Annotated in this window: 19 protein-coding genes and 2 pseudogenes; 11 read left to right on the top strand and 10 right to left on the bottom strand. The window is 63.9% G+C overall.

All coding sequences use genetic code 11. From position 1 onward, the window contains the following. Nucleotides 1-38 precede the first annotated feature (38 nt). Nucleotides 39-236, bottom strand: coding sequence for a helix-turn-helix domain-containing protein (locus tag A5906_RS29380; RefSeq protein WP_036027954.1), 198 nt, complete (start codon nt 234-236; stop codon nt 39-41). A gap of 131 nt (nt 237-367) precedes the next feature. Further along, complete coding sequence (locus A5906_RS29375; RefSeq protein WP_080138688.1) at nt 368-1,753, bottom strand: tyrosine-type recombinase/integrase; 1,386 nt, start codon at nt 1,751-1,753, stop codon at nt 368-370. A 378-nt stretch (nt 1,754-2,131) separates the two neighbouring features. Between A5906_RS29375 and A5906_RS29370 the strand changes: the two genes are divergently transcribed. Next, entirely contained in the window at nt 2,132-2,860 is a 729-nt protein-coding gene (locus A5906_RS29370) for an outer membrane protein (RefSeq protein ID WP_080138687.1), read from the top strand. 40 nt (nt 2,861-2,900) lie between these two features. On the opposite strand, the gene A5906_RS29365 is transcribed toward A5906_RS29370, so the two are convergent. Next, nucleotides 2,901-3,062 carry an RNA-binding protein gene (locus A5906_RS29365; RefSeq protein ID WP_245326967.1) on the bottom strand — a complete coding sequence of 54 codons (162 nt, stop codon included), beginning with the start codon at nt 3,060-3,062 and terminating at the stop codon, nt 2,901-2,903. Between the two features lie 989 nt (nt 3,063-4,051). On the opposite strand from A5906_RS29365, the gene A5906_RS29360 reads away from it, so the two are divergent. Beyond that, nucleotides 4,052-4,246: a hypothetical protein gene (locus A5906_RS29360; RefSeq protein ID WP_080138685.1), complete on the top strand. Its 195-nt coding sequence runs from the start codon at nt 4,052-4,054 to the stop codon at nt 4,244-4,246. A 113-nt stretch (nt 4,247-4,359) separates the two neighbouring features. Here the strand turns inward: A5906_RS29360 and A5906_RS29355 are convergent, their stop codons facing one another. Further along, nucleotides 4,360-5,532 carry an OpgC domain-containing protein gene (locus A5906_RS29355; RefSeq protein ID WP_080138684.1) on the bottom strand — a complete coding sequence of 391 codons (1,173 nt, stop codon included), beginning with the start codon at nt 5,530-5,532 and terminating at the stop codon, nt 4,360-4,362. A 258-nt stretch (nt 5,533-5,790) separates the two neighbouring features. Between A5906_RS29355 and A5906_RS29350 the strand changes: the two genes are divergently transcribed. From A5906_RS29350 to A5906_RS29335, 4 genes are all read left to right on the top strand, one after another. Further along, a complete protein-coding gene (locus A5906_RS29350; protein ID WP_080138683.1) occupies nt 5,791-6,096 on the top strand; it encodes an ETC complex I subunit in 306 nt (101 codons plus the stop codon). 170 nt (nt 6,097-6,266) lie between these two features. After that, the gene (locus tag A5906_RS29345; RefSeq protein ID WP_080138682.1) at nt 6,267-6,758 is read left to right on the top strand and encodes an Lrp/AsnC family transcriptional regulator; all 492 of its coding nucleotides are present in this window, start codon (nt 6,267-6,269) and stop codon (nt 6,756-6,758) included. A gap of 51 nt (nt 6,759-6,809) precedes the next feature. Beyond that, entirely contained in the window at nt 6,810-7,163 is a 354-nt protein-coding gene (locus A5906_RS29340; RefSeq protein ID WP_080138681.1) for a DUF1428 domain-containing protein, read from the top strand. A 198-nt stretch (nt 7,164-7,361) separates the two neighbouring features. After that, a complete protein-coding gene (locus tag A5906_RS29335; protein ID WP_080138680.1) occupies nt 7,362-7,658 on the top strand; it encodes a DUF3551 domain-containing protein in 297 nt (98 codons plus the stop codon). 81 nt (nt 7,659-7,739) lie between these two features. Here the strand turns inward: A5906_RS29335 and A5906_RS29330 are convergent, their stop codons facing one another. After that, entirely contained in the window at nt 7,740-8,768 is a 1,029-nt protein-coding gene (locus A5906_RS29330) for an AraC family transcriptional regulator (protein ID WP_080138679.1), read from the bottom strand. 112 nt (nt 8,769-8,880) lie between these two features. Between A5906_RS29330 and A5906_RS29325 the strand changes: the two genes are divergently transcribed. The 4 genes from A5906_RS29325 to A5906_RS29310 all read left to right on the top strand — a co-directional run bounded on the left by A5906_RS29325 (nt 8,881) and on the right by A5906_RS29310 (nt 14,662). Further along, nucleotides 8,881-10,053 carry an isovaleryl-CoA dehydrogenase gene (locus A5906_RS29325; protein WP_080138677.1) on the top strand — a complete coding sequence of 391 codons (1,173 nt, stop codon included), beginning with the start codon at nt 8,881-8,883 and terminating at the stop codon, nt 10,051-10,053. Between the two features lie 82 nt (nt 10,054-10,135). Further along, entirely contained in the window at nt 10,136-11,740 is a 1,605-nt protein-coding gene (locus tag A5906_RS29320) for a carboxyl transferase domain-containing protein (RefSeq protein WP_080138675.1), read from the top strand. Between the two features lie 5 nt (nt 11,741-11,745). Beyond that, nucleotides 11,746-13,749, top strand: a complete 2,004-nt coding sequence (locus tag A5906_RS29315; RefSeq protein WP_080138674.1) for an acetyl/propionyl/methylcrotonyl-CoA carboxylase subunit alpha — start codon at nt 11,746-11,748, stop codon at nt 13,747-13,749. A 1-nt stretch (nt 13,750) separates the two neighbouring features. Further along, nucleotides 13,751-14,662 (top strand): hydroxymethylglutaryl-CoA lyase, encoded by a 912-nt coding sequence (locus tag A5906_RS29310; RefSeq protein WP_080138672.1) that lies wholly within the window; start codon nt 13,751-13,753, stop codon nt 14,660-14,662. Between the two features lie 156 nt (nt 14,663-14,818). Here the strand turns inward: A5906_RS29310 and A5906_RS29305 are convergent, their stop codons facing one another. The 5 genes and pseudogenes from A5906_RS29305 to A5906_RS29290 all read right to left on the bottom strand — a co-directional run bounded on the left by A5906_RS29305 (nt 14,819) and on the right by A5906_RS29290 (nt 18,694). After that, the gene (locus A5906_RS29305) at nt 14,819-15,745 is read right to left on the bottom strand and encodes a dihydrodipicolinate synthase family protein (RefSeq protein ID WP_080138671.1); all 927 of its coding nucleotides are present in this window, start codon (nt 15,743-15,745) and stop codon (nt 14,819-14,821) included. Between the two features lie 72 nt (nt 15,746-15,817). After that, nucleotides 15,818-16,801 carry a TRAP transporter substrate-binding protein gene (locus tag A5906_RS29300; RefSeq protein ID WP_080138670.1) on the bottom strand — a complete coding sequence of 328 codons (984 nt, stop codon included), beginning with the start codon at nt 16,799-16,801 and terminating at the stop codon, nt 15,818-15,820. A gap of 24 nt (nt 16,802-16,825) precedes the next feature. Next, nucleotides 16,826-17,679, bottom strand: a pseudogene (locus tag A5906_RS29295) (TRAP transporter large permease); the annotation flags it as partial. 1 nt (nt 17,680) lies between these two features. Next, nucleotides 17,681-18,026, bottom strand: a pseudogene (locus tag A5906_RS45275) (TRAP transporter large permease subunit); the annotation flags it as partial. Nucleotides 18,027-18,085: 59 nt separating this feature from the next. Further along, complete coding sequence (locus A5906_RS29290; protein WP_080138826.1) at nt 18,086-18,694, bottom strand: TRAP transporter small permease; 609 nt, start codon at nt 18,692-18,694, stop codon at nt 18,086-18,088. A 228-nt stretch (nt 18,695-18,922) separates the two neighbouring features. Between A5906_RS29290 and A5906_RS29285 the strand changes: the two genes are divergently transcribed. Then, a complete protein-coding gene (locus A5906_RS29285) occupies nt 18,923-19,606 on the top strand; it encodes a GntR family transcriptional regulator (RefSeq protein WP_080138669.1) in 684 nt (227 codons plus the stop codon). Nucleotides 19,607-19,716: the final 110 nt, after the last annotated feature.

Genomic DNA, 19,716 nt, shown 5'->3' with positions numbered 1-19,716 from the left:
TGCTTGGCCGGCGAAAGCGCGCTAACGCGCGCGAAGGGTTAGGCGGCCGTTTCGGAAGTCGACTTGCGCCGACGGCTCCACATCCAAGCATCAAGGTCGGTCACGTCGTAGACCACCTTAGAAGGGATTGGCGTGATGTAGGTCGGGCCCCCGCCACGAACGCGCAGGCGTTCTAGCGTCGCAGTCGAGAGGCGCACGTGCTTGGCTGCCTCTTTTGTATTCAAAAATTGCTGCATCCGTTCTCTCCATTTGGAGGAGCCGGCGCTCAGCAAAGAAGCGACCGGCGCCGACTGACTGGATCAGATGCTAGCCACGGCCATCAGAAGCCGTCTCCCCTTGCATTTGTGGGTTTGTCGATTTTTGCGATTCACAAACTCGCAATTCTGCGTTCTCCCTCGGTGATCGATACTACGTTCTCGCCTGCGAGGATCGGTTTCGGCGACGGCAAGGCTCGATTTCCGACGATCTTTCTCAGCTCAGTTTCCAAGATCGAGGCGACGAGCCGCTTCTCTGGCAACATGTCGTACTTGTCATACGTGGCGGTGACGTCGCCCTCCAGGTGATCGAGCAGCGCCTTAACGTCCTCGCGTTTGGCCCCACCGCGACGCGCGATCGTCGCGGCAGTGCGCCTGAGATCGTGCGGTGTGAAGTGAGCCATGCCGAGATGCTCCCGGATGCCCCTGCGCGCCGGTCGTTTGCCTTTGGCCGGCCGGCCGTTCAAGGCTGCGGACAATGAGTCTCGGGTGATCGGCAACAGTAGTTGCCGCTCCGCTTCCGTCCGTCTGCTGTTTGCTCCTTCATCGGCGGCTGTGGCGGCCTGGGTCGACCAGGAACAGAAGACGGCGCCTTGATCGTCGCGCGTTATTGCCTCCCGAACACTAGCAACGGCTAAAGCATTCAGTGGGACAATTACTTCGCGGCGCTTCTTCACCCGATGTTTTGGGATATGGTACTGCGGATCCTCGCTGGTGAACCCGACTAACTCCGGGATGAGCAGGCCGGCGGACTGGCCAGGCCGGACCATAGTTGCCAGGATAAACCGAAGGGCGAGGGCGACAGAGCGTCCGGCGGGCAACTCGGGGTCGTCCAAGCCCCACCACAAGGTCCGGATCTCCTCATCATTGAGGATGCGTTCACGGGCAGTTTCTTGGTAGCGCCGGCGCATGTCCGCCACCGGATTGACTGGCACGTGCTTACGCCCCGGTTCCTTGGCCCAGGAAAATAGGGTGTGCAGGATTGATTGCGTCCGGTTCGCCCCGACGGGCGCCGTGGCGCCGATCTCCTCGAGGAGCTCGGCAACATCGTCGTCGGTGATTTCGGAAGCGATTCGGCGCTTCCACTTGGCTCGGGGCTTCTTTAGGTAGCCTTCGTCATTCTTCCAGCTCGATTTCCGTACCTTGGCATATTGGTCAAGGTAGAGCTGGGCGAGCTCATCAAACGTCAGGCGGTCCCGTTTGGGCCGATTCGCTCGCTTCTCGGCGGCGGGGTCGGCGCCATTGGCAATGTTCCCCAGCAGGATCTTGGCTTGGGTGCGGGCTGCCTCTGGCGCCAGCTTGCCGACTGCAGCCACGGTGTAGCGCCGGACCGGCGCCGTTCGGCCGGTTCCCGCCCGGTAGACGATGATGAAAGACTTGGCCCCGGTGGGGCGGACACGCACCCCAAACCCGGGAAGCTTCGCGTCCCATACCGTGTATTCGGACGCCTGCTTTTCGAGGCCGTCGACCAGGCTCTTTGTGATGGTTTGACCGCTCATTTTTCCACCGGGAAGCACGGGGGAAGCACCGCGGCGCCAATCACAGCAGGCAAGGGATAGCACGAGGTTATGGCCGGCCGGCCTTTCTGCCGGACATTACGAGTGCTGAGGGTGGATGAGGGTAGGTGAGGGAATAGCTGGTATGTTTTGGGTACTGCAGGTCGTTGGTTCGAATCCAGCTGCCCCGACCAGTCCCGACGTTGAATCTCCTAAACTTTTTCCCTGCGGTTCTGACGTGATTCTGACGCGCCGGTTCTTGAATGCCGGTGGCGTCAAGCAGGCCGGCAGAGCGTCCGCCGCGACATGTTGTCCACGACGCAACCTCCGCGACAGCCTCGCATGCACTATCTCTGCGCGTGCAATGGGGAATGTCAGGACATGTTGAAAGCTCTCTGCGGTGTGGCGATTCTCGCGCTGTCTGCGACGGCGGCGTCTGCGGCAGATCTTGCGCTGCAGGTACCTCCAGCGGCGGTGGCCACCTTCAACTGGACCGGTTGCTATGTCGGCGGTCATCTCGGCGGGCTGGCGAGCGACGATCGCACGATCAACATTGTCGGGGGGACGACCGATTTCGGCGCGGCGGGATTTGTCGGCGGCGGACAGGCCGGCTGTGATCACCAATTCGCATCCAACTGGGTCGTCGGCGCCGAGGGCCGTGCTGCATGGTCGAGTTTGTCGAGCCAGCACGGCAGTAGCGTCAGATTTCCCGCGTTCGGCAACCTCGCGGTGCCGTCGCGGTTCGGCCTCAAGAACGATTTCCTGGGCTCGGTGACAGCACGGCTCGGCTACGCCTATGGCTTGGGCTGGCTGTTCTACGCGCGGGGCGGCGTCGCCTGGACTCACGAGAAGGTCGATGATGCCTATGTCAGCCCGGCGACCGGGCTTGCGATCGATCCCAGCGCGTCGGTCCTGCGGACAGGTTGGACGTTGGGCGCCGGCGTAGAATGGGCGTTCGCGTCAAGTTGGTCGGCCAATGTCGAATACAATTACCACGACTTCGGCACGAAGAGCCCGATCCAGTTGATCAGTCCGGTCGAAAGCGTCACCGTGGCGCATCTCAAGGATACGATCCATGCCGCAACGATCGGCGTGAACTACCACTACTGATATGGCGGAAGGCAGGCCTGTCATGGCTGCGGCTGCTGTTTCAGAACAGCAGCCAGTCGACGAGGCGCCAGGCGATCCAGGCGAGGGCGGAGATCCAGCCCAGCATCACGATCCCCGCGACGCCGAGCCCGCAGAGCGCAAACAGTGAGCTTCCTGTCTCCGGTCCCTCGGAGAGTTTCTCGGTCGTATCGATCTGGCTCACTGTGCCCCCTTGCCGTGCGGCCCGCTGTTCATTGGTCTCTGCTCGGTCGAAGAAATTCACCGGCCGCGCTCCAGCTCACACGGACGTGAGACGAGATGACTATCCATCCACGAGGGCGCGCTGATCAGGCCGTTCGCGGATGTCCCGGACAGGCGGGAAGAAGCTGCAACGCGCGGCACCGCGTTTGGTTGCTGCGATCAGGTCCGGAAAATGGGAGCCGCAGCGACTTTTTCATGCCTCAAGCGTCTGCTGGGCCCCGTCCGCCGCGTTGAAGCGAGGGTGACGCTCATTGCACGCAGAGCATGACTTCCGCGCGATGTTTCAACGCGTTGGCATAGGAGCAAGGGGTGCAGAATTACCCAAGATCTATCGAACCTTTGGCTGTCGCCACAGACATATCGATGTTGGGGATTTCAGCGCCCAATGCCTAAACGGACGCCGCCAAGCGATGATATTCCGCTTGTGCGGCGTTGCGCTTTTTCAGGCATCTCGTAGCCTGGCTTTGTATCCGGGTTTGGCAATCAGCTCGAGGCGTGCCAGCCGGGCGGAAACGGCACGAACGGCCAGGCCGCTTGGTTGTCGTTGGCGGGTTTTGGCGGCTCCTGAACCGACGTCCGGAGCAGCGGGGCAGGCGGAATCAATCGTACCGCCAGGCGCAGACATACACACTGCAAGTTCATTGCGATCGCCCCAGCCCGATAAGTCATTCTTCAAAATCAATCGCAGTTAAAATCACTACGCATCCAAAACGGGCGCGCTCGTCCTCAAATCGCGCATGCATTGTAGAAAAGCCTGGGTCGGCTTTCAACCGGGCCCGCCGGCTGTCCACGGCAGGTAAGGTTGATCGGTTAGGTTAAGGGCGAGCGGCTGTTGCAGGCGTTTCGGGGAGCGTTATCAGATCAGTCCCGGCTCGCGATGGGCTGCCTGGAATCCGTGCTCACACAAGATCACAGTTCGTCGCGGCACGCGTATTCTGTGAGTTCAGCGTCATGTCTTTCGATCGCAACGTCAAAACCGTCACTACGCAATCGAGCTGGACCGAAATCTGGCATCTCTGGACCGTGATCGTGCCACGCCGCTCGATTAACGGGCAGCTCGTCTACGGCAAGGTCTGGCGGCGGCACGATGGCCGCGACTGGATCTACAAGAAATTCACCGAGTTCGACGGCGAAGAGGCGGCCTAATCATGATCCGGAAAAGTGCGAAAGTGGTTTTCCGGAAAGGTCATGCGTCAACAACAACCTTAAGCACGATGACGATTCATCCAAATCTCATCGCGCTTTAGCTGCCGCCTCCCTCAGGCCGCCTTGGCCTCTGCTGCCGGCTTGGCCGGTGGCGGCTTCAGCGGCTTGTCCTGCTTCTTCGACCACGAGATGTAATAGGCCACGGTCGTCATGATCGCGATGCCGGCGATGCTGACGAAGAGCTGTGCGAACAGCGAGCCCGAGCTCATCGACAATTCGAAATGGCCGACGAAGGACAGGAAGACGCCGACGCAGAACACCGCGAGCGACTGCTGGCCGCACACGATCAGCGGGTCGAATACCTTCCATTCCAGGCCCGGCCAGTCCTTCGGCACGAAGCGGATCACCAGGATCACGATCACGACGAAGTGGATGAAACGGTAGGGCGCGAGATTGGTCTTGTCGTTCGGGTTGAAGGCCGAGAACAGCCATTCCGGGAACATGCCGCCGAAGGCGGGGAAGCGACCGGCCATGGTCATGACCAGCGCGAACAGGAGATAGAAGAGGCAGAGCCACAGCGTGATCGGCGAATTGATCAGCGTCATCGAGCGCCGTGCGCCGCCCATGGAGCACCAGGCGCCGAACACGAACAGCACCTGCCAGCAATACGGGTTGAAGTACCACTGGCCGGCCGGATAGGCCGTCAGATTCCAGCCGAAATGGCGCGCGGCGAGCCACAGCACGATCGACAGCGCCATCGTCAAATCCGGCTTGCGCAGCATGAACCACAGTACCGGCGGAAACAGGCCCATCAGCACAATGTAGAGCGGCAGCACGTCGAGATTGAGCGGCTTGAAGCGCAGGAACAGGCCCTGGCGCAGCGTCTCGGTGGCATTGTCGACGAGGCCGGCGACGTTGAACTCGTTGATCATCTCGGAATCGCCAAAGCGCAGCGCGAGATAAGAGATCGAGGCGATGTAGATCACGAACAGGATGATGTGGGCGACGTAGAGCTGCCAGACCCGCTTGGTGAGCCGGGTGGCGCCTACGATGAAGCCGCGGTCCAGCATCATCCGCGCATAGACGAAGGAGGCGGTGTAGCCGGAGATGAAGACGAACAGGTCGGCGGCGTCGGAAAAGCCGTAATTGCGGGTGGTGATCCAGTTCACCACGTTGTCAGGGATGTGATCGAGGAAGATCGCCCAGTTCGCGACGCCGCGAAACAGGTCGAGCCGGAGGTCACGGCCTTTCTCAGGCAGCGTGGCGTTGATGTTCAGGAAGGCCATGCGACGGGAGCTTTCGGAGGGGACGGATACGCTGATGTCGGCGAGGCAGAGCCGCCGGGCGGGATCCCGGCGCGGAAGGCGGGTACGCAATTGTCACGGTGCAGCATAATGACTATACCGTCGCAGAGGTTTACCGGGGCCGGAATCACCAATCAGTTCCCGATCGGTGTCTCTATACTATCCCTGAGGTTTCCTCCAACTGCCACCCTGACGCATCGAAATCGAACGAAAAGACGAAAAACGAGGCCCGGACCACCCATGACCGCACGCATTTTCAAGCCCGCCAAGAACGCGATGCAATCCGGCCGGTCCAAGACGAAGGAATGGCAGCTGGACTACGAGCCGGAGCAGCCGCGGGCGGTCGAGCCGCTGATGGGCTGGACCTCATCCGGGGACATGAAGCAGCAGATCACCCTGCGCTTCCACAGCAAGGAAGAGGCGGTCGCCTATTGCGAGCGCAAGGGCATCGCCTACCAGGTCATCGAGCCCCACGATTCGATCCGCCGGCCGGTCGCCTATGCCGACAATTTCTCGTTCCGGCGCGGAGAGCCCTGGACACATTGAAGCTCGGCACGCTCTGTCGCCGCGTCATGCCCGGGCCAGGCCCGGGCATTTACGTTTTGGCAGCAGGGGTGAGGTCATGACTGCGGGGGGCGGCCCTCCTCCAGCCCCTTGGCACCAATCCCGCCCCATGCTTCGCTGTCGCGCATCACACGACCATGGCGAGGTGGGGGATGGCGGGGCGTGACCAGCTCGACGGCGTCGATCTGAAAATACTTTCCGAGCTGCAGCAGGACGGGCGGGTTCGCAACAACGAGCTGGCGCTGCGCGTCGGCGTCTCCGCGCCGAACTGCCTGCGGCGGCTGAAATTGCTGTTCAGCCGCGGTGTGATCCGGGCGGTGCGCGCCGTGATCGACGAGCGCTTGCTCGGCTATGAGGTGGTGTCGTTCGTCTCGATCCAGCTCGGCAGCCAGGCGCAGCCGGTGCTGGAGGCATTCGAGAGCTCGATCGCCGCGATTCCGCGCATCCTGCAGTGCTGGCGGATCTCGGGCGACACCGATTATCTGCTGAAATGCGTCGCGCCGAGCGTCGAGAGCATGCGCCAGCAGCTGCTGCATTTCGCCGCGATGCCAGACGTGAAGAACGTCCGCAGCTTTCCGGTGCTGGGGGTTGCCAAGGACGTGCCGCTGCCGTTGCAGGAGATTACGGCGTCTCCGGCAGGATAGGGGATCGTGTCCCGCAATGAGGCTCACAGAGACTGCGAAGGAGCTGACACCATGTACGTCGCGGGCTTCGTTATTCCTGTGCCGGAGGACAAGATGGAGGCCTATCGCCGATGGGCCGAGAATGGCTCAGCCCTGTTCAGGGAATACGGCTGTCTGGAGATCGTCGAGTCCTGGGAGGACAATGTCCCCAGCGGCGCGCAAACGGACTTTCGCCGCGCCGTGAATGCGAAGGCGGGCGAGAAGATCGTCTTCACCTGGCAGGTCTGGCCCGACAAGGCGACGCTCGAAGCCGCCGAAGCCGCGATGGCCGACGACAAGCGCTTCGAGGCTGAGGGTGAAATCCCGTTCGATCCGAAGCGGCTGATCCTGGGCTGCTTCAAGCCGATCCACGTCATGAGACGCTGAGGCCGGCGGAGACGGCGCCGTAGCGCAATTAAATACCTTAGTAACTCACCTAACTGTGACATGTGATTTGCGAAGTCCTGCAATGCGCCGAGCCGTGATTGTCGACTGCCGTACGCCGCCTAGATGCAAGGTGTGAACCTCAGCCTGCGTCGCACGGCGAGGACTCTTTTGTGGGACCCTGAAGCAGGAAAAGACAACATGACATCGATCTCGAAGACGTTCGCAGCTTCCGCTGCAACGCTGTTCGCGTCTGCATTTCTGGTTCTGACTGCGCCGGCTGCGCAGGCGGAAGAATACTGCATCACGAACGGCGCCCAGGCCGCGCACGGCTGCGGCTATCCGACCATGGAGGCCTGCCGCGCAGCGGCCGGCGGCATCGGCGGCATGTGCTCGCAGAGCGGCGGTTCGAAGACCAGCAACGACGCGCTCGCCTTCCAGCCGAAGCAGACCAAACAGCCCAAGCTTCGTTCGGGTGCGCAGACCAACTCGAACTGACGTCCTGATATCGAACCGGTTTCGAAACGTTGCGGCCTCCGGGATTGATTTCGGGGGCCGTAAACCTGCCAGAGCGGCGCCTCAGCGATACCGGCCGCGAAATTCACGCGGGCTGGCACCGGTCCAGGTGCGGAAAGCGCGCGAAAAGCTCTTTTCGCTGCGGAAGCCGGCGATCTCCGCGATCCGCTTGATCGGCGCGCGGCCGCGCATCAGCTCCTGTTTTGCCAGCTCGAATTTTGCTTCTTCCTTGAGATCGCGCAGCGAGGTCGACTCCTCGCGCAGGCGGCGGTGCATGGTGCGGGTGGAGAGCGCCAGCTCGCTCGCGACATCTTCGGCGCCGAGGCTGCGTCCGCGCGCATTGCGCAGCACGCGCCGCACCCGCTCGACCAGCAGCCGGTCGCGCCGATAGGGCAGCACGGTGAGCCGTAAAGCGCCCTTGAGCATGTTGTCGAGGTCGGCGGCACTGCGGGTCAGCGGCAGCGACAGATAGTGCTTGTCGAAGATGATGCGGGCATGGGGCGCATCGAAACGAACGTTTCTGCAAAAGATGGTGGGATAGACCGAGACGTGGCCCGGCTCCGGGTGGGGGAATTCGGCGGCGCGGAGCGCGATCCTGGAGTCCACCGCCCAGCAGGAGTAGCCGAGCACGTAGCGGAGCAGGGTGACCAGGCAGAACTCGCGGAAGCCGCCGAGGTCGTGCCGCTCCCGGATCGACAAGACCGCGGTCTCCTCGCCGACCTCGAGATCGAGCAGCACGTCCTCGGTGAGCAGGCGATGATGCCGACACCAGCGCTTGAGCGCGACCTCGAGCGTCGGCGCCGTGATCGAGGCGCGGCACAGCATTCCGTAGGTGCCGAACGGCAGCCGGCGCGAGAACCAGCCGAGCGCCTCGTCGTCGAGTTCGCGCATGGCATGGCCGGCGAGGGCCTCGAACTGGACGGCCGTGACCCGCCCGTCCGGCGAATTGACAAGGTCTGGCGCTATTTGACCCCGCTGCAACGCTTCGGCCGGGTCCAGTCCGTAGCGCGCATAGGCGGCCACCACGCCGCGGACAAAGGCGGCGGGGGTCACGGCGCGGCGCGGGATCGCGGTTGCGGCATGAAAAGTCATCGGAAGTACCTCCCGAAAATCCTCGCCAAGTTTGGCGGAAAATGCAACCTTTTCGACCGCCCGAGGGCCCTGAGACCGCTAGGTTCAGTCCTCAAATCACGGAGGAATCGCCTTGAATATCCCGAGCATCGATTTCGATCTGGGCGAAGACATCGGCATGCTGCGCGACACGCTCCGCGCCTTCGTCGAAGCGGAGATCACCCCGCGCGCCGCCGAGATCGAGAAGGCCAATCTGTTCCCGGCGGACCTGTGGAAGCGCCTTGGCGACCTCGGCCTGCTCGGCATGACCGCCCCGGAGCAATATGGCGGCTCGAACATGGGCTATCTCGCCCATATCGTCGCCATGGAGGAGATCTCGCGGGGCTCGGCGGCCGTGGGCCTGTCCTACGGCGCCCATTCCAACCTCTGCGTCAACCAGATCCGCCGCAACGGCAACGACGCCCAGCGCCAGCGCTATCTGCCCAAGCTGATCTCCGGCGAGCATGTCGGGGCGCTGGCGATGTCCGAACCCGGAGCCGGCTCCGACGTGGTCTCGATGAAGCTGCGCGCCGATAAGCGCGGCGACCGCTATGTGCTCAACGGCTCCAAGATGTGGATCACCAATGGCGGCGATGCCGACGTGCTGGTGGTCTACGCCAAGACCGATCTCGAGGCGGGTCCGCGCGGCATGACCGCCTTCCTGATCGAAAAGGGCTTCAAGGGCTTCACCCACGGCCAGCATCTCGACAAGCTCGGCATGCGCGGCTCGAACACCTATCCGCTGTTCTTCGACGAATGCGAGGTGCCGGAGGAGAACGTGATGGGCAAGGTGGGCGAGGGCGTCAAGGTGCTGATGTCCGGCCTCGACTATGAGCGCGCGGTGCTCTCCGGTGGCCCGCTCGGGATCATGGCGGCCTGCATGGACGCGGTCGTGCCCTACATGCATGAGCGCAAGCAGTTCGGCCAGCCGATCGGCGATTTCCAGCTGATGCAGGGCAAGCTCGCCGACATGTATGCGACCTGGCAGTCGGCCCGCGCCTATGTCTACGCGGTCGGGCGCGCCTGCGATCGCACCGACCACGCCCGCACCCTGCGCAAGGATGCTGCCGCCGCGATCCTCTATTCCGCGGAGAAGGCGACGTGGATGGCGGGCGAGGCGATCCAGGCGCTTGGCGGGGTCGGCTATACATCGGAATTCCCGGTTGGTCGCCTCTGGCGCGATGCCAAGCTCTACGAGATCGGCGCCGGCACGTCGGAAGTCCGCCGCATGCTGATCGGCCGCGAGCTGATGGCGGAGACCGCGTAAGCTCCTTGCAATTGGAATTGCCGCGGAACTGGTCCAACCTGCCCGCGGCCCCTCACGACATCACCAGCCACGCGGGACTGAAATGCCGCTCCATTCCAGCATCGATCCTTCTTCGTCGGACTTTGCACGCAATTCCGAGGCCATGCGCGGCCTGGTCGCGGACTTGCGCGAAAAGCTCAGCCAGGTCGCCGGCGGCGGCGGCGAGGCCTCGCGCAACCGCCACACCGCGCGCGGCAAGATGCTGGCACGCGAGCGCGTCGACCTCCTGGTCGATCCCGGGACCTCGTTCCTGGAGCTGTCGCCGCTCGCGGCCTACGGCCTCTATGGCGGCGACGTGCATTCGGCGAGCGTCGTCACCGGAGTGGGGCGGATCTCGGGCCGCGAGTGCGTGATCGTCGCCAATGATGCCACCATCAAGGGCGGCACCTATTACCCGATGACGGTGAAGAAGCATCTGCGCGCGCAGGACATCGCGCGGCAGAACAACCTTCCTTGCGTCTACATGGTGGATTCCGGCGGCGCCTTCCTGCCACTTCAGGACGAGATCTTTCCGGACGAACGCCATTTCGGCCGCATCTTCTATAACCAGGCGCAGATGTCCTCCCAGGGCATTCCCCAGATCGCGATCGTGATGGGATCCTGCACCGCCGGCGGCGCCTATGTGCCGGCGATGTCCGACGAGAGCATCATCGTGCGCAACCAGGGCACCATCTTCCTCGGCGGCCCGCCGCTGGTGAAGGCCGCGACCGGCGAGGTCGTGAGCGCCGAGGAGCTCGGCGGCGCCGACGTGCATTCGCGGCAGTCGGGCGTGACCGATCATTATGCACAGAACGATGCCCATGCGATCGGCATCGCCCGGCGCATCGTCGGCACGCTGAAGCCGTCGGGGCGGCCGAACCTCAACATGCATCCGCCGCGCGATCCGCTGTTCGCCGCGGAGGAGATTTATGGCGTGGTGCCCGTCGATGGCCGAAAGCCGTTCGATGTGCGTGACATCATTGCCCGCATCGTCGACGGCTCCGAATTCGACGAGTTCAAGAAGCTTTACGGCACGACGCTGGTGTGCGGCTTCGCCCATATCTGGGGCTATCCGGTCGGCATCATCGCCAACAACGGCATCCTGTTCAGCGAGAGCTCGCTGAAGGGCGCGCATTTCATCGAGCTGTGCTGCCAGCGCGGCATTCCGCTGGTGTTCCTGCAGAACATCACGGGCTTCATGGTCGGCAAGAAATACGAGGCCGGCGGCATCGCACGCGACGGCGCGAAACTCGTGACGGCGGTCGCGACCGCCTCGGTGCCGAAATTCACCGTCGTGATCGGCGGCTCCTACGGCGCCGGCAATTACGGCATGTGCGGCCGCGCCTATTCGCCGCGCTTCCTCTGGATGTGGCCGAACGCGCGCATCTCGGTGATGGGCGGCGAGCAGGCCTCGATGGTATTGAGTCAGGTCCGCCGCGACAATATCGAGGCCAAGGGTGATAGCTGGTCCAAGGAAGAGGAAGATAAATTCCGTGAGCCCATCCGCGCGCAATATGAGAGCCAGGGCCATCCCTATTACGCGACCGCGCGTCTGTGGGACGACGGCGTGATCGACCCCGCCGACACGCGCCTCGTGCTCGGCCTTGGCCTCTCGGCGGCGTCGAATGCCCCGATCGAACCGACGAAATTCGGCCTGTTCAGGATGTGAATGCGATGGACAGCTCAAAGCTCTACCGGCGTTTTCGCACGCTCCTGATCGCCAACCGCGGCGAGATCGCCTGCCGCGTCATCCGCACCGCCCGCGCCATGGGTCTGCGCACGGTCGCGGTCTATTCCGAGGCCGACAGTGACGCGATGCATGTTGCGCTCGCGGATGAGGCCGTGCTGCTCGGGCCCGCGCGCGCCCGCGACAGCTATCTCAATGTCGAGCGGCTGATCGAGGCCGCGCGCAAGACCGGCGCCGAAGCCGTGCACCCTGGCTACGGCTTCCTGTCGGAAAATGCCGAATTCGCGCGGGCCTGCCTGGACGCAGGCCTCGTCTTCGTCGGCCCGACCGCCGGGATGATGACGGCCATGGGCTCGAAATCCGGCTCGAAGGAGCTGATGGAGAAGGCCGGCGTGCCGCTGGTGCCCGGCTATCACGGCGAGGCCCAGGACGAGGCGACGCTTTCGAAGGCCGCCGACAGGATCGGCTTCCCCGTGCTGGTGAAGGCTTCGGCCGGCGGCGGGGGCCGCGGCATGCGCGTCGTTCGCTCGGCAGCCGAGCTCGGGCCCGCGATCGTCAGTGCCAAGCGCGAAGCCCTGGCCGCGTTCGGCGACGACCGGATGCTGATCGAGAGATACGTCGACAATCCCCGGCATATCGAGGTGCAGGTGATCGGCGACAGCCACGGCAATCTGCTCTCGCTGTTCGAGCGCGAATGCACGCTGCAGCGCCGGCACCAGAAGGTGATCGAGGAGGCGCCGTCGCCGACGCTCAATGCCGCCCAGCGCGAGACGGTCAGCGCCGCCGCGCGAAAGGCGGCGAGCGCGGTGAACTATGTCGGCGCCGGCACCATCGAGTTCGTCTCTGACGGCAAGGACGTGTTCTTCATCGAGATGAACACGCGCCTGCAGGTCGAGCATCCCGTGACGGAGCTGATCACCGGGATTGATCTGGTCGAATGGCAGCTGCGCGTCGCCTTCGGCGAGGCGCTGCCCTTGAAGCAGGACGAGATCCGCCTCAACGGTCACGCGATCGAGGCGCGCGTGTACGCGGAGAACCCGACCAAGAACTTCATGCCCTCGGTCGGCAGGATCTCGACCTGGCGCCTGCCGGCGGAAACCGGCGGCCTGCGCATCGACGCCGGCTATCGCGAGGGCGATATCGTCTCGCCTTACTACGATGCGATGCTGGCAAAAACGATTGCATGGGCGCCGACGCGGGACGTTGCGATCGACCGCCTCAACCGAGGCCTCGAAGAGTCCGATGTCCGCGGCATCGTCACCAATATCCCGTTCCTGTCGGCGCTGATCACGCACCCGAAGGTGCGCGCGAATGCGATCGATACCGGGTTCATCGAGCGTGAGCTGGCTGTGCTGACGTCCGCAGCTCCGGCGCCCGGCGAGCTCGAGCTCTGCGCCGCAGTCGCTGCGATCGTCAATGACGAGTGTCAGGCCGCGCAAGCCAAGGCGAATTCGCCGTGGCAAACCTTTGGCTGGCAGCCGGTTGGCCGGCGCCAGCGCAGATTCGCCTTCCGCGTCGGCCATGGACCGGAGCAGAAGATCACGCTGAACTACGGCAGCGGACCCTCCACCCTGGTGATCGGTGACCGCGAACTGGCGTTCACGATTGCGGCGAAGGACGGCGGCTTCGATCTCACGCTCGACGGCGTCAAATCGTCGGTGGCAGCGGTGATCGACGGCCATGAGCTTTACCTGCGCACGCGCAACGGCCGCTTCGACCTGCACTGGGTCGATCCGTTCGGCGGCGAGAGCGAGGAGCATGTCGGCGAAGACAAGATCGCCGCGCCGCTGCCGGGAACCGTCGTCGCCGTGCTGGCAGAGGAGGGCGCCAAGCTGGAGAAGGGCGCGCCGATCCTCACACTGGAAGTCATGAAGATGGAGCAGACGCTGCGCGCGCCCTTTGCCGGCGTGCTGAGGTCCATCAAGTGCAAGGTCGGCGACATCGTCCAGGAAGGCGTCGAGCTCGCCGTGGTCGAGCCTTCGGGAGACTGACATGAGCGATCCCGTCCGCATCATCGAGATGGGGCCGCGCGACGGCCTCCAGAACGAGAAGACGCCGCTCAGCGTCGAGGCCCGCATCGCCTTCATCGAGGCGCTGGTCGGGGCCGGCCTCGATACGGTCGAGGTCGGCGCCTTCGTCTCGCCCAAGGCGATTCCGCAAATGGCAAGCTCGGATGCCGTCCTGCGCGGCGTCAGCCATGTCAAGGGCGCAGAATTCCACGTACTGGTGCCGAACGAGAAGGGTTATGACGCCGCGCGCGCTGCCGGCGCCAAAGTGGTCTCCGTGTTCGCGGCGGCCTCGGAGGACTTTTCCCGCGCCAACATCAATTGCACGGTCGCCGAATCCATCGAGCGGTTCAAGCCGGTGCTGGCGCGCGCCAAGGCCGATGGCGTGAAGGTGCGCGGCTATATTTCCTGCGTACTGGGCTGTCCGTTCGATGGCGAGATCAAGCCGAAGGCCGTTGCCGATCTTGCGGGCACGCTGTGGGATCTCGGCTGCTATGAGATCTCGCTCGGCGACACCATCGGCGTAGGCACGCCTGACAAGGCCAAGGAGATGCTGCGCGCGGTTGCCGGCAACATCCCGCCGGCAAAACTCGCGATGCATTTCCACGACACCTACGGCCAGGCGCTTGCCAACCTCTATGCGGGGATGGAGGAGGGCATCCGCGTCATCGACGCCGCCGCCGGCGGCCTCGGCGGCTGTCCCTACGCGCCGGGCGCGACCGGCAATGTCGCGACCGAGGATGTCGTCTACATGCTCGAAGGCATGGGCGTCAGGACCGGCGTGGATATGGAGAAGCTGCTGGCGGCGACGAACGCGATGAGCATCGTGCTGGCCAAGCCGCCGGTCAGTCGCGTGGCGTCGGCGCTGAACGCGAAGAAGAAGCGGGCGGCTTCCTAATTCTCCGTCATTGCGTGCGCAGCGAAGCAATCCAGAATCTTTCCATTGAGGCCGTCTGGATTACTTCGTCGCAAGAGCTCCTCGCAATGACATTGAAAGAGCTTCCTTGGGTGGGCACGGCGCTACGCGCCTTTGCCCACCCAAGGAGACCTGTTGTCAGGCCGCTTTCAGCCCGACATCCGGCAGCTGCGGCCGGTTCTTCAGCGCGCGAACCATCATCGCCTCGACCTCGGCCTTCTCCTGCGGCAGCAGCGCAAGGCGCGGCGGGCGGGTCAGTGCGGTGCCGCGGCCCATGATGTGCTCGCACAGCTTGATGCACTGGACGAGGTCAGGACGGGCATCCAGATGCAAGAGCGGCATGAACCATTCGTAGAGCGGCATCGCCTCGGCCAAGCGGCCGGCCTTGGCCAGGCGGAACAGCGTCTCGCCCTCGCGCGGGAAGGCGTTGGACATGCCGGAGACCCAGCCCACGGCGCCCATGGCGACGCTCTCGACGATGACGTCGTCGAGGCCTGCGAACAGCACGAAGCGGTCGCCGACCATGTTGCGGGTGTCGATGAAGCGGCGCGTGTCGCCCGAGGAATCCTTGAAGCAGACCACGGTCTCGACGTCGGCGAGCGAGGCGAGGATGTCGGGGGTGACGTCGTTCTTGTAGATCGGCGGATTGTTGTAGAGCATCACCGGCAAGTCGGTCGCGCTGGCGACGGCGCGGAAATGCGCGGCGGTCTCGTGCGGCTTGGAGGAGTAGACCAGGGCCGGCATCACCATCACGCCGTCGATGCCGACGCGCGCGGCTTCCTTCGCCGTCTCGACCGCAAACGCCGTGGTGAATTCGGCGATGCCGCACAGCACGGGCACGCGGCCGGCCGCGACCGCCTTCGCCGTCTCCATGATCGCGACCTTCTCCTTGCGCTCCAGCGAGGTGTTCTCGCCGACCGAGCCGCAGACGATCAGGCCGGAGACGCCATCGCGGATCAATCCATCCATCACCTTCGCGGTCGCGTCGATGTCGAGCGAGAGATCGTCGTGGAATTGGGTAGTGACGGCCGGGAAGACACCTTCCCAGGAAACGCGGCGGCTCATGAGTTCACTCCAAGTGAGTTTGCCGGCGGGGGCTGGGACCGCCGGCTGTGGTGAAGAGGATGGCGAAAAGGATCAGAGCGTCGCGCCGACCTTGCGCAGCTCGGCGAGGACAGGCGCCTTGGGCAGCCAGATCTTGTCGAACTCGGCGATGACGGCTTCGGTGTCGCCGGTGGGGACCTGGCGGATCGGGATCGGCGCGTTCTTGAAGTTCTCGATCAGCGCGGGCTCGTTGCCGGCGAGCTCGTCGATTTGCGCGTCGAGCGTCGTCTTGATCGTCTTGGTGATCAGCTCGCGGTCGGCGGCCGGGAGCGACTGCCAGACGCGGCCGGAGACGACCGCGGCCATCGGCATGAAGACGGCGTTCATCTGCAGAATCACCTTCGATACCTTGTCGAAGCGCTGGTTCCAGGAGAATTCGAGGTCGGCCTCCAGGCCGTCGACCTGGCCGTTGGCCATGGCGTCGAACACCTGCGGCGTCGGGATCGGCGTCGGCGCTGCGCCAAGCGAGGAATAGAAGTCGCGATAGACCGGCGTCGGGTTGATACGCAGCTTCATGCCCTTGATGTCGGCGAGCGTGTTGAGGTCCTTGGACGAGAACACCGCGCGCATGCCGGTGATGCCCCAGCCGAGGCCGATCGTGCCGGTCTCCTGCGGCAGCACGTCGAACAGTTTGACCGCCGCCGGATGCCGGACAAATTTCGCTACCGCCGGCGTCGAGCGGACGATGTAGGGGGCGTTGATCGCGGCGATGTGCGGCACGCGCGAGCCGAGCTCGGCGGCCTGGATGAAGCCCATGTCGAGCGCGCCGGATTGCAACTGCTGCATCATCGCGGGTTCGTTGCCGAGCTGGCCGGAGTGGAACACGGTCAGGGTCAGGCGACCGTTGGTGGCGGCCTTGAGCTCATCGCCGAACTTGAGCGCGGCCTTGTTCCAGGAATGGCCGTTCGGCGTGATCAGGCCGAGGCGGAATTCCTTGGCCTGGGCGAGCGCGAGCGAGGGCGCGAACACCGATGCGGCGGCGCTGGCGGCGAGAAAGCGGCGGCGTGAAAGCGGCATGGTCGGGCTTCCTTTTGAACGGGCCTATTTGACGAGGATCAGCGAGAGCGAGGGGTAGAGCGAGAGCAGCACCAGCAGCACGCAGGAGATGACGAAGAACGGCAGCGTCACCATGAACATCTTGCCGGGCTTGGCGCCGGTGACGGCGGCCGCGACGAAGAAGCAGAGCCCGACCGGCGGCGACAAAAGCCCGAGCACGAGGTTGATCACGACGACGACGCCGAACTGCCGGGGATCGATGTGATAGACGTCGGTCGCGACCGGCAGCAGGATCGGCACCGTCATGATCAGGCCGGGAATGCCGTCGATGACCGTGCCGATGATCAGCAGGATGACGTTGCAGATCAGCATGAAGCTGATCGGGTCCTTGGCGGCGGACTGGATCCAGCCGGCTGTTTCCTGAGGTACCTTGCCGAAGATCAGGACCCAGGAGAACACGGCCGCGGCCGCCACGAGGAACAGCACGATCGCCGAATAGATGCCACTGCGCAGCATCATCTGCGGCAGCTGCGAGAATTCGAACTCTTTGGTCCAGTATTTGCCGACGAGCGCCGCGGCGACCGCGCCGACGGCGGCGGATTCCGTGGCGTTGGCGAGGCCGCTTAGAATGGTGCCGACGATGACGATCGGGATCAGCAGCGTCGGTGAGGTCCGCAGGATCGTCATCAGGCGCTGGCGCGGCGTCTGATAGTCGGCGCGGGGATAGTTGTACATGTAGCCCATCAGCGCGATGACGAGACAGAACATCACGGTGAGGATGACACCCGGCACGATGCCGGCGATCAGCATGTCGCTGACGGAGACCTGGGCCAGCACGCTGTAGACCACGAACATCACCGACGGCGGAATGATCGGGCCGAGCATGCCGCCATAGGCGGNCCGCCGCAAACGTCTTGTCGTAGCCCTTCTTCTCCATCTCCGGCACCATGATCTGGGCCATGATCGCGACCTGCGCGGTCGCAGATCCCAGGATGGAGGAGATGAACATGTTGGCGAGGATGTTGACGTAGGCGAGCCCGCCCTTGAGCGAGCCGACGAAGGCCATCGCCATGTCGACGATGCGCCGGGTGATGCCGCCGCCGTTCATGATCTCGCCGATCAGGATGAACAGCGGAATCGCGATCAGGCCATAGCTGTCGACGCCGCCGAACAGCTGGAGCGGATAGGACTGGAACAGCACGGGATTGCCTGAGGCGGCGATATAGACGAGGCCGGCGAGGCACAGGCAGAGGCCGATCGGCACGCCGACCAGCATGATCGCGACGAAGGCGGCTGACGTGATCATCAGTTGACCCCATCGAGCTCTGAGAGCTGAAACCCCTTTGGCGGCGTGCGCGGCACCAGCTCGAGATCTTCCAGCAGATTGGCGAGGCCGTGCACGGTCATCGACACCGCGAAGATCGGCAGCGTCAGATAGAGCACCCAGGTCGGCCAGTTCAGCGTCTGGGTGTGCTCGGTATAGAGGAAGTTGAAGGTTTCGGCCGCGAGCTTGCGCCCGTCGAAGCCGGCGCGCGCGAGCCCGATCGGGTCCATCCAGAGCATGCAGGTGATGATGAGGGCGATGCCGAACACGACGACCATGCCGGTCGAGATCGCTTTGGCGATCTTCTGGTACTGCGGCGAAAGCCGCTCCGTCAGCATCGTCACCGCGAAGTCGAGCCGCAGCCGGGTCATCGCGGAAGCGCCGATGAAAGTCAGCCAGACCACGCAATAGACGGCGGATTCATCGATCCAGTAGATCGGGAAATGCGAGTAGCGGGTGACGACGTTCACCAGGATCAGGCCGGTGAGCAGGTACATCAGGCCCATCAGGGCGAGGCGCTCGAAGGCGAGCAGGGCGCTGGACATCCGGACGACCGTACGTCGGAGGCTGAGCGCGCGCGTGGCCGGCATCGTCTGCTCGATCATGAAAGAGGCCCCACCCCGGAAGATTTGTCGTGCGATTGGCAAATGTATAATTTATACATTTTACGAGTCAAACGGAGATTGCGGTCAATTGGGCGGCAGGACGCGCTTTTGCTGGGCACCAGCTTTTGCCGAGCACAGCTTTTGCCGGCAGCCCAACATGCAAGACAGGGACCGCTTGGGACGGACGAGTCGGAAAGCAGGACGGACGATCAGATGAAACAGCCTCTGAAGCATCGCACCCTGTCGGCCGCGATCGTCGACCAGCTCCGCCAGGCGATCCTCGATGGCACCTATCCGGCCGGATCGCAGCTCCGCCAGGACGCGCTCGGCGAGGCCTATGGCGTCAGCCGCATCCCGGTGCGCGAGGCGCTGTTCCAGCTCGAGGCGGAAGGCTTGGTGCGCATCGTCCCGCAGAAGGGCGCGATCGTCTCCGAGCTGTCCCTGGACGAGATCAACGACGTGTTCGATCTGCGCTGCATCCTGGAGCCGCGCCTGCTGGCGCAGTCGGCGCCGCATTTCTCCGCCGATGATTTCGACGCACTCGCTGACATCCACAGGCAATTCGAGAAGGCCATCAAGGCCAAGAATGTCAGCGACTGGGGCCAGCTCAACGCCGACTTCCATTTGGCGCTCTATATGCACGCCCCGCAGCCGCGCACCCGCGCGATCGTGCTATCGCTGCTCCAGACCAGCGACCGCTACACACGGCTGCAACTCTCCAACACGAAGGCGATGGGCATTGCCGAGAAGGAGCACGCCCATTTGATCGCGCTCTGCCGCGCGCAGAAGGTGGAGGAGGCCTGCCGGTTCCTGGAGCGGCACATCGAGGCCGTGCGCAAGGATCTGCTGCAGGTGGTGGCGAATGCGCCGAAGGCGCGGAGGAACGAGAAGTCGTAGAGTGACTTAGCCTTGCGGCCGCACCGAGCGCAGAACTCGTAGGGTGGCAAAGGCGCGTAGCGCCGTGCCCACCATCTCTCCGTGGTCGCTGACAGGTGGTGGGCACGCTG

This window comes from Bradyrhizobium sacchari (assembly GCF_002068095.1).
Lineage (GTDB): Bacteria > Pseudomonadota > Alphaproteobacteria > Rhizobiales > Xanthobacteraceae > Bradyrhizobium > Bradyrhizobium sacchari.
Note: the sequence above shows the minus strand (reverse complement) of the source record. Positions and strands in the feature narration are given on the sequence as shown.

Coding starts and splice junctions, on each gene's coding strand:
- A5906_RS29290 (WP_080138826.1), bottom strand. CDS start 18,694: ATGCCGGCCACGCGCGCGCTCAGCCTCCGACGTACGGTCGTCCGGATG.
- A5906_RS29335 (WP_080138680.1), top strand. CDS start 7,362: ATGACATCGATCTCGAAGACGTTCGCAGCTTCCGCTGCAACGCTGTTC.
- A5906_RS29360 (WP_080138685.1), top strand. CDS start 4,052: ATGTCTTTCGATCGCAACGTCAAAACCGTCACTACGCAATCGAGCTGG.
- A5906_RS29345 (WP_080138682.1), top strand. CDS start 6,267: ATGGCGGGGCGTGACCAGCTCGACGGCGTCGATCTGAAAATACTTTCC.
- A5906_RS29315 (WP_080138674.1), top strand. CDS start 11,746: ATGGACAGCTCAAAGCTCTACCGGCGTTTTCGCACGCTCCTGATCGCC.
- A5906_RS29300 (WP_080138670.1), bottom strand. CDS start 16,801: ATGCCGCTTTCACGCCGCCGCTTTCTCGCCGCCAGCGCCGCCGCATCG.
- A5906_RS29305 (WP_080138671.1), bottom strand. CDS start 15,745: ATGAGCCGCCGCGTTTCCTGGGAAGGTGTCTTCCCGGCCGTCACTACC.
- A5906_RS29285 (WP_080138669.1), top strand. CDS start 18,923: ATGAAACAGCCTCTGAAGCATCGCACCCTGTCGGCCGCGATCGTCGAC.
- A5906_RS29320 (WP_080138675.1), top strand. CDS start 10,136: ATGCCGCTCCATTCCAGCATCGATCCTTCTTCGTCGGACTTTGCACGC.
- A5906_RS29350 (WP_080138683.1), top strand. CDS start 5,791: ATGACCGCACGCATTTTCAAGCCCGCCAAGAACGCGATGCAATCCGGC.
- A5906_RS29330 (WP_080138679.1), bottom strand. CDS start 8,768: ATGACTTTTCATGCCGCAACCGCGATCCCGCGCCGCGCCGTGACCCCC.
- A5906_RS29355 (WP_080138684.1), bottom strand. CDS start 5,532: ATGGCCTTCCTGAACATCAACGCCACGCTGCCTGAGAAAGGCCGTGAC.
- A5906_RS29375 (WP_080138688.1), bottom strand. CDS start 1,753: ATGAGCGGTCAAACCATCACAAAGAGCCTGGTCGACGGCCTCGAAAAG.
- A5906_RS29380 (WP_036027954.1), bottom strand. CDS start 236: ATGCAGCAATTTTTGAATACAAAAGAGGCAGCCAAGCACGTGCGCCTC.
- A5906_RS29310 (WP_080138672.1), top strand. CDS start 13,751: ATGAGCGATCCCGTCCGCATCATCGAGATGGGGCCGCGCGACGGCCTC.
- A5906_RS29340 (WP_080138681.1), top strand. CDS start 6,810: ATGTACGTCGCGGGCTTCGTTATTCCTGTGCCGGAGGACAAGATGGAG.
- A5906_RS29370 (WP_080138687.1), top strand. CDS start 2,132: ATGTTGAAAGCTCTCTGCGGTGTGGCGATTCTCGCGCTGTCTGCGACG.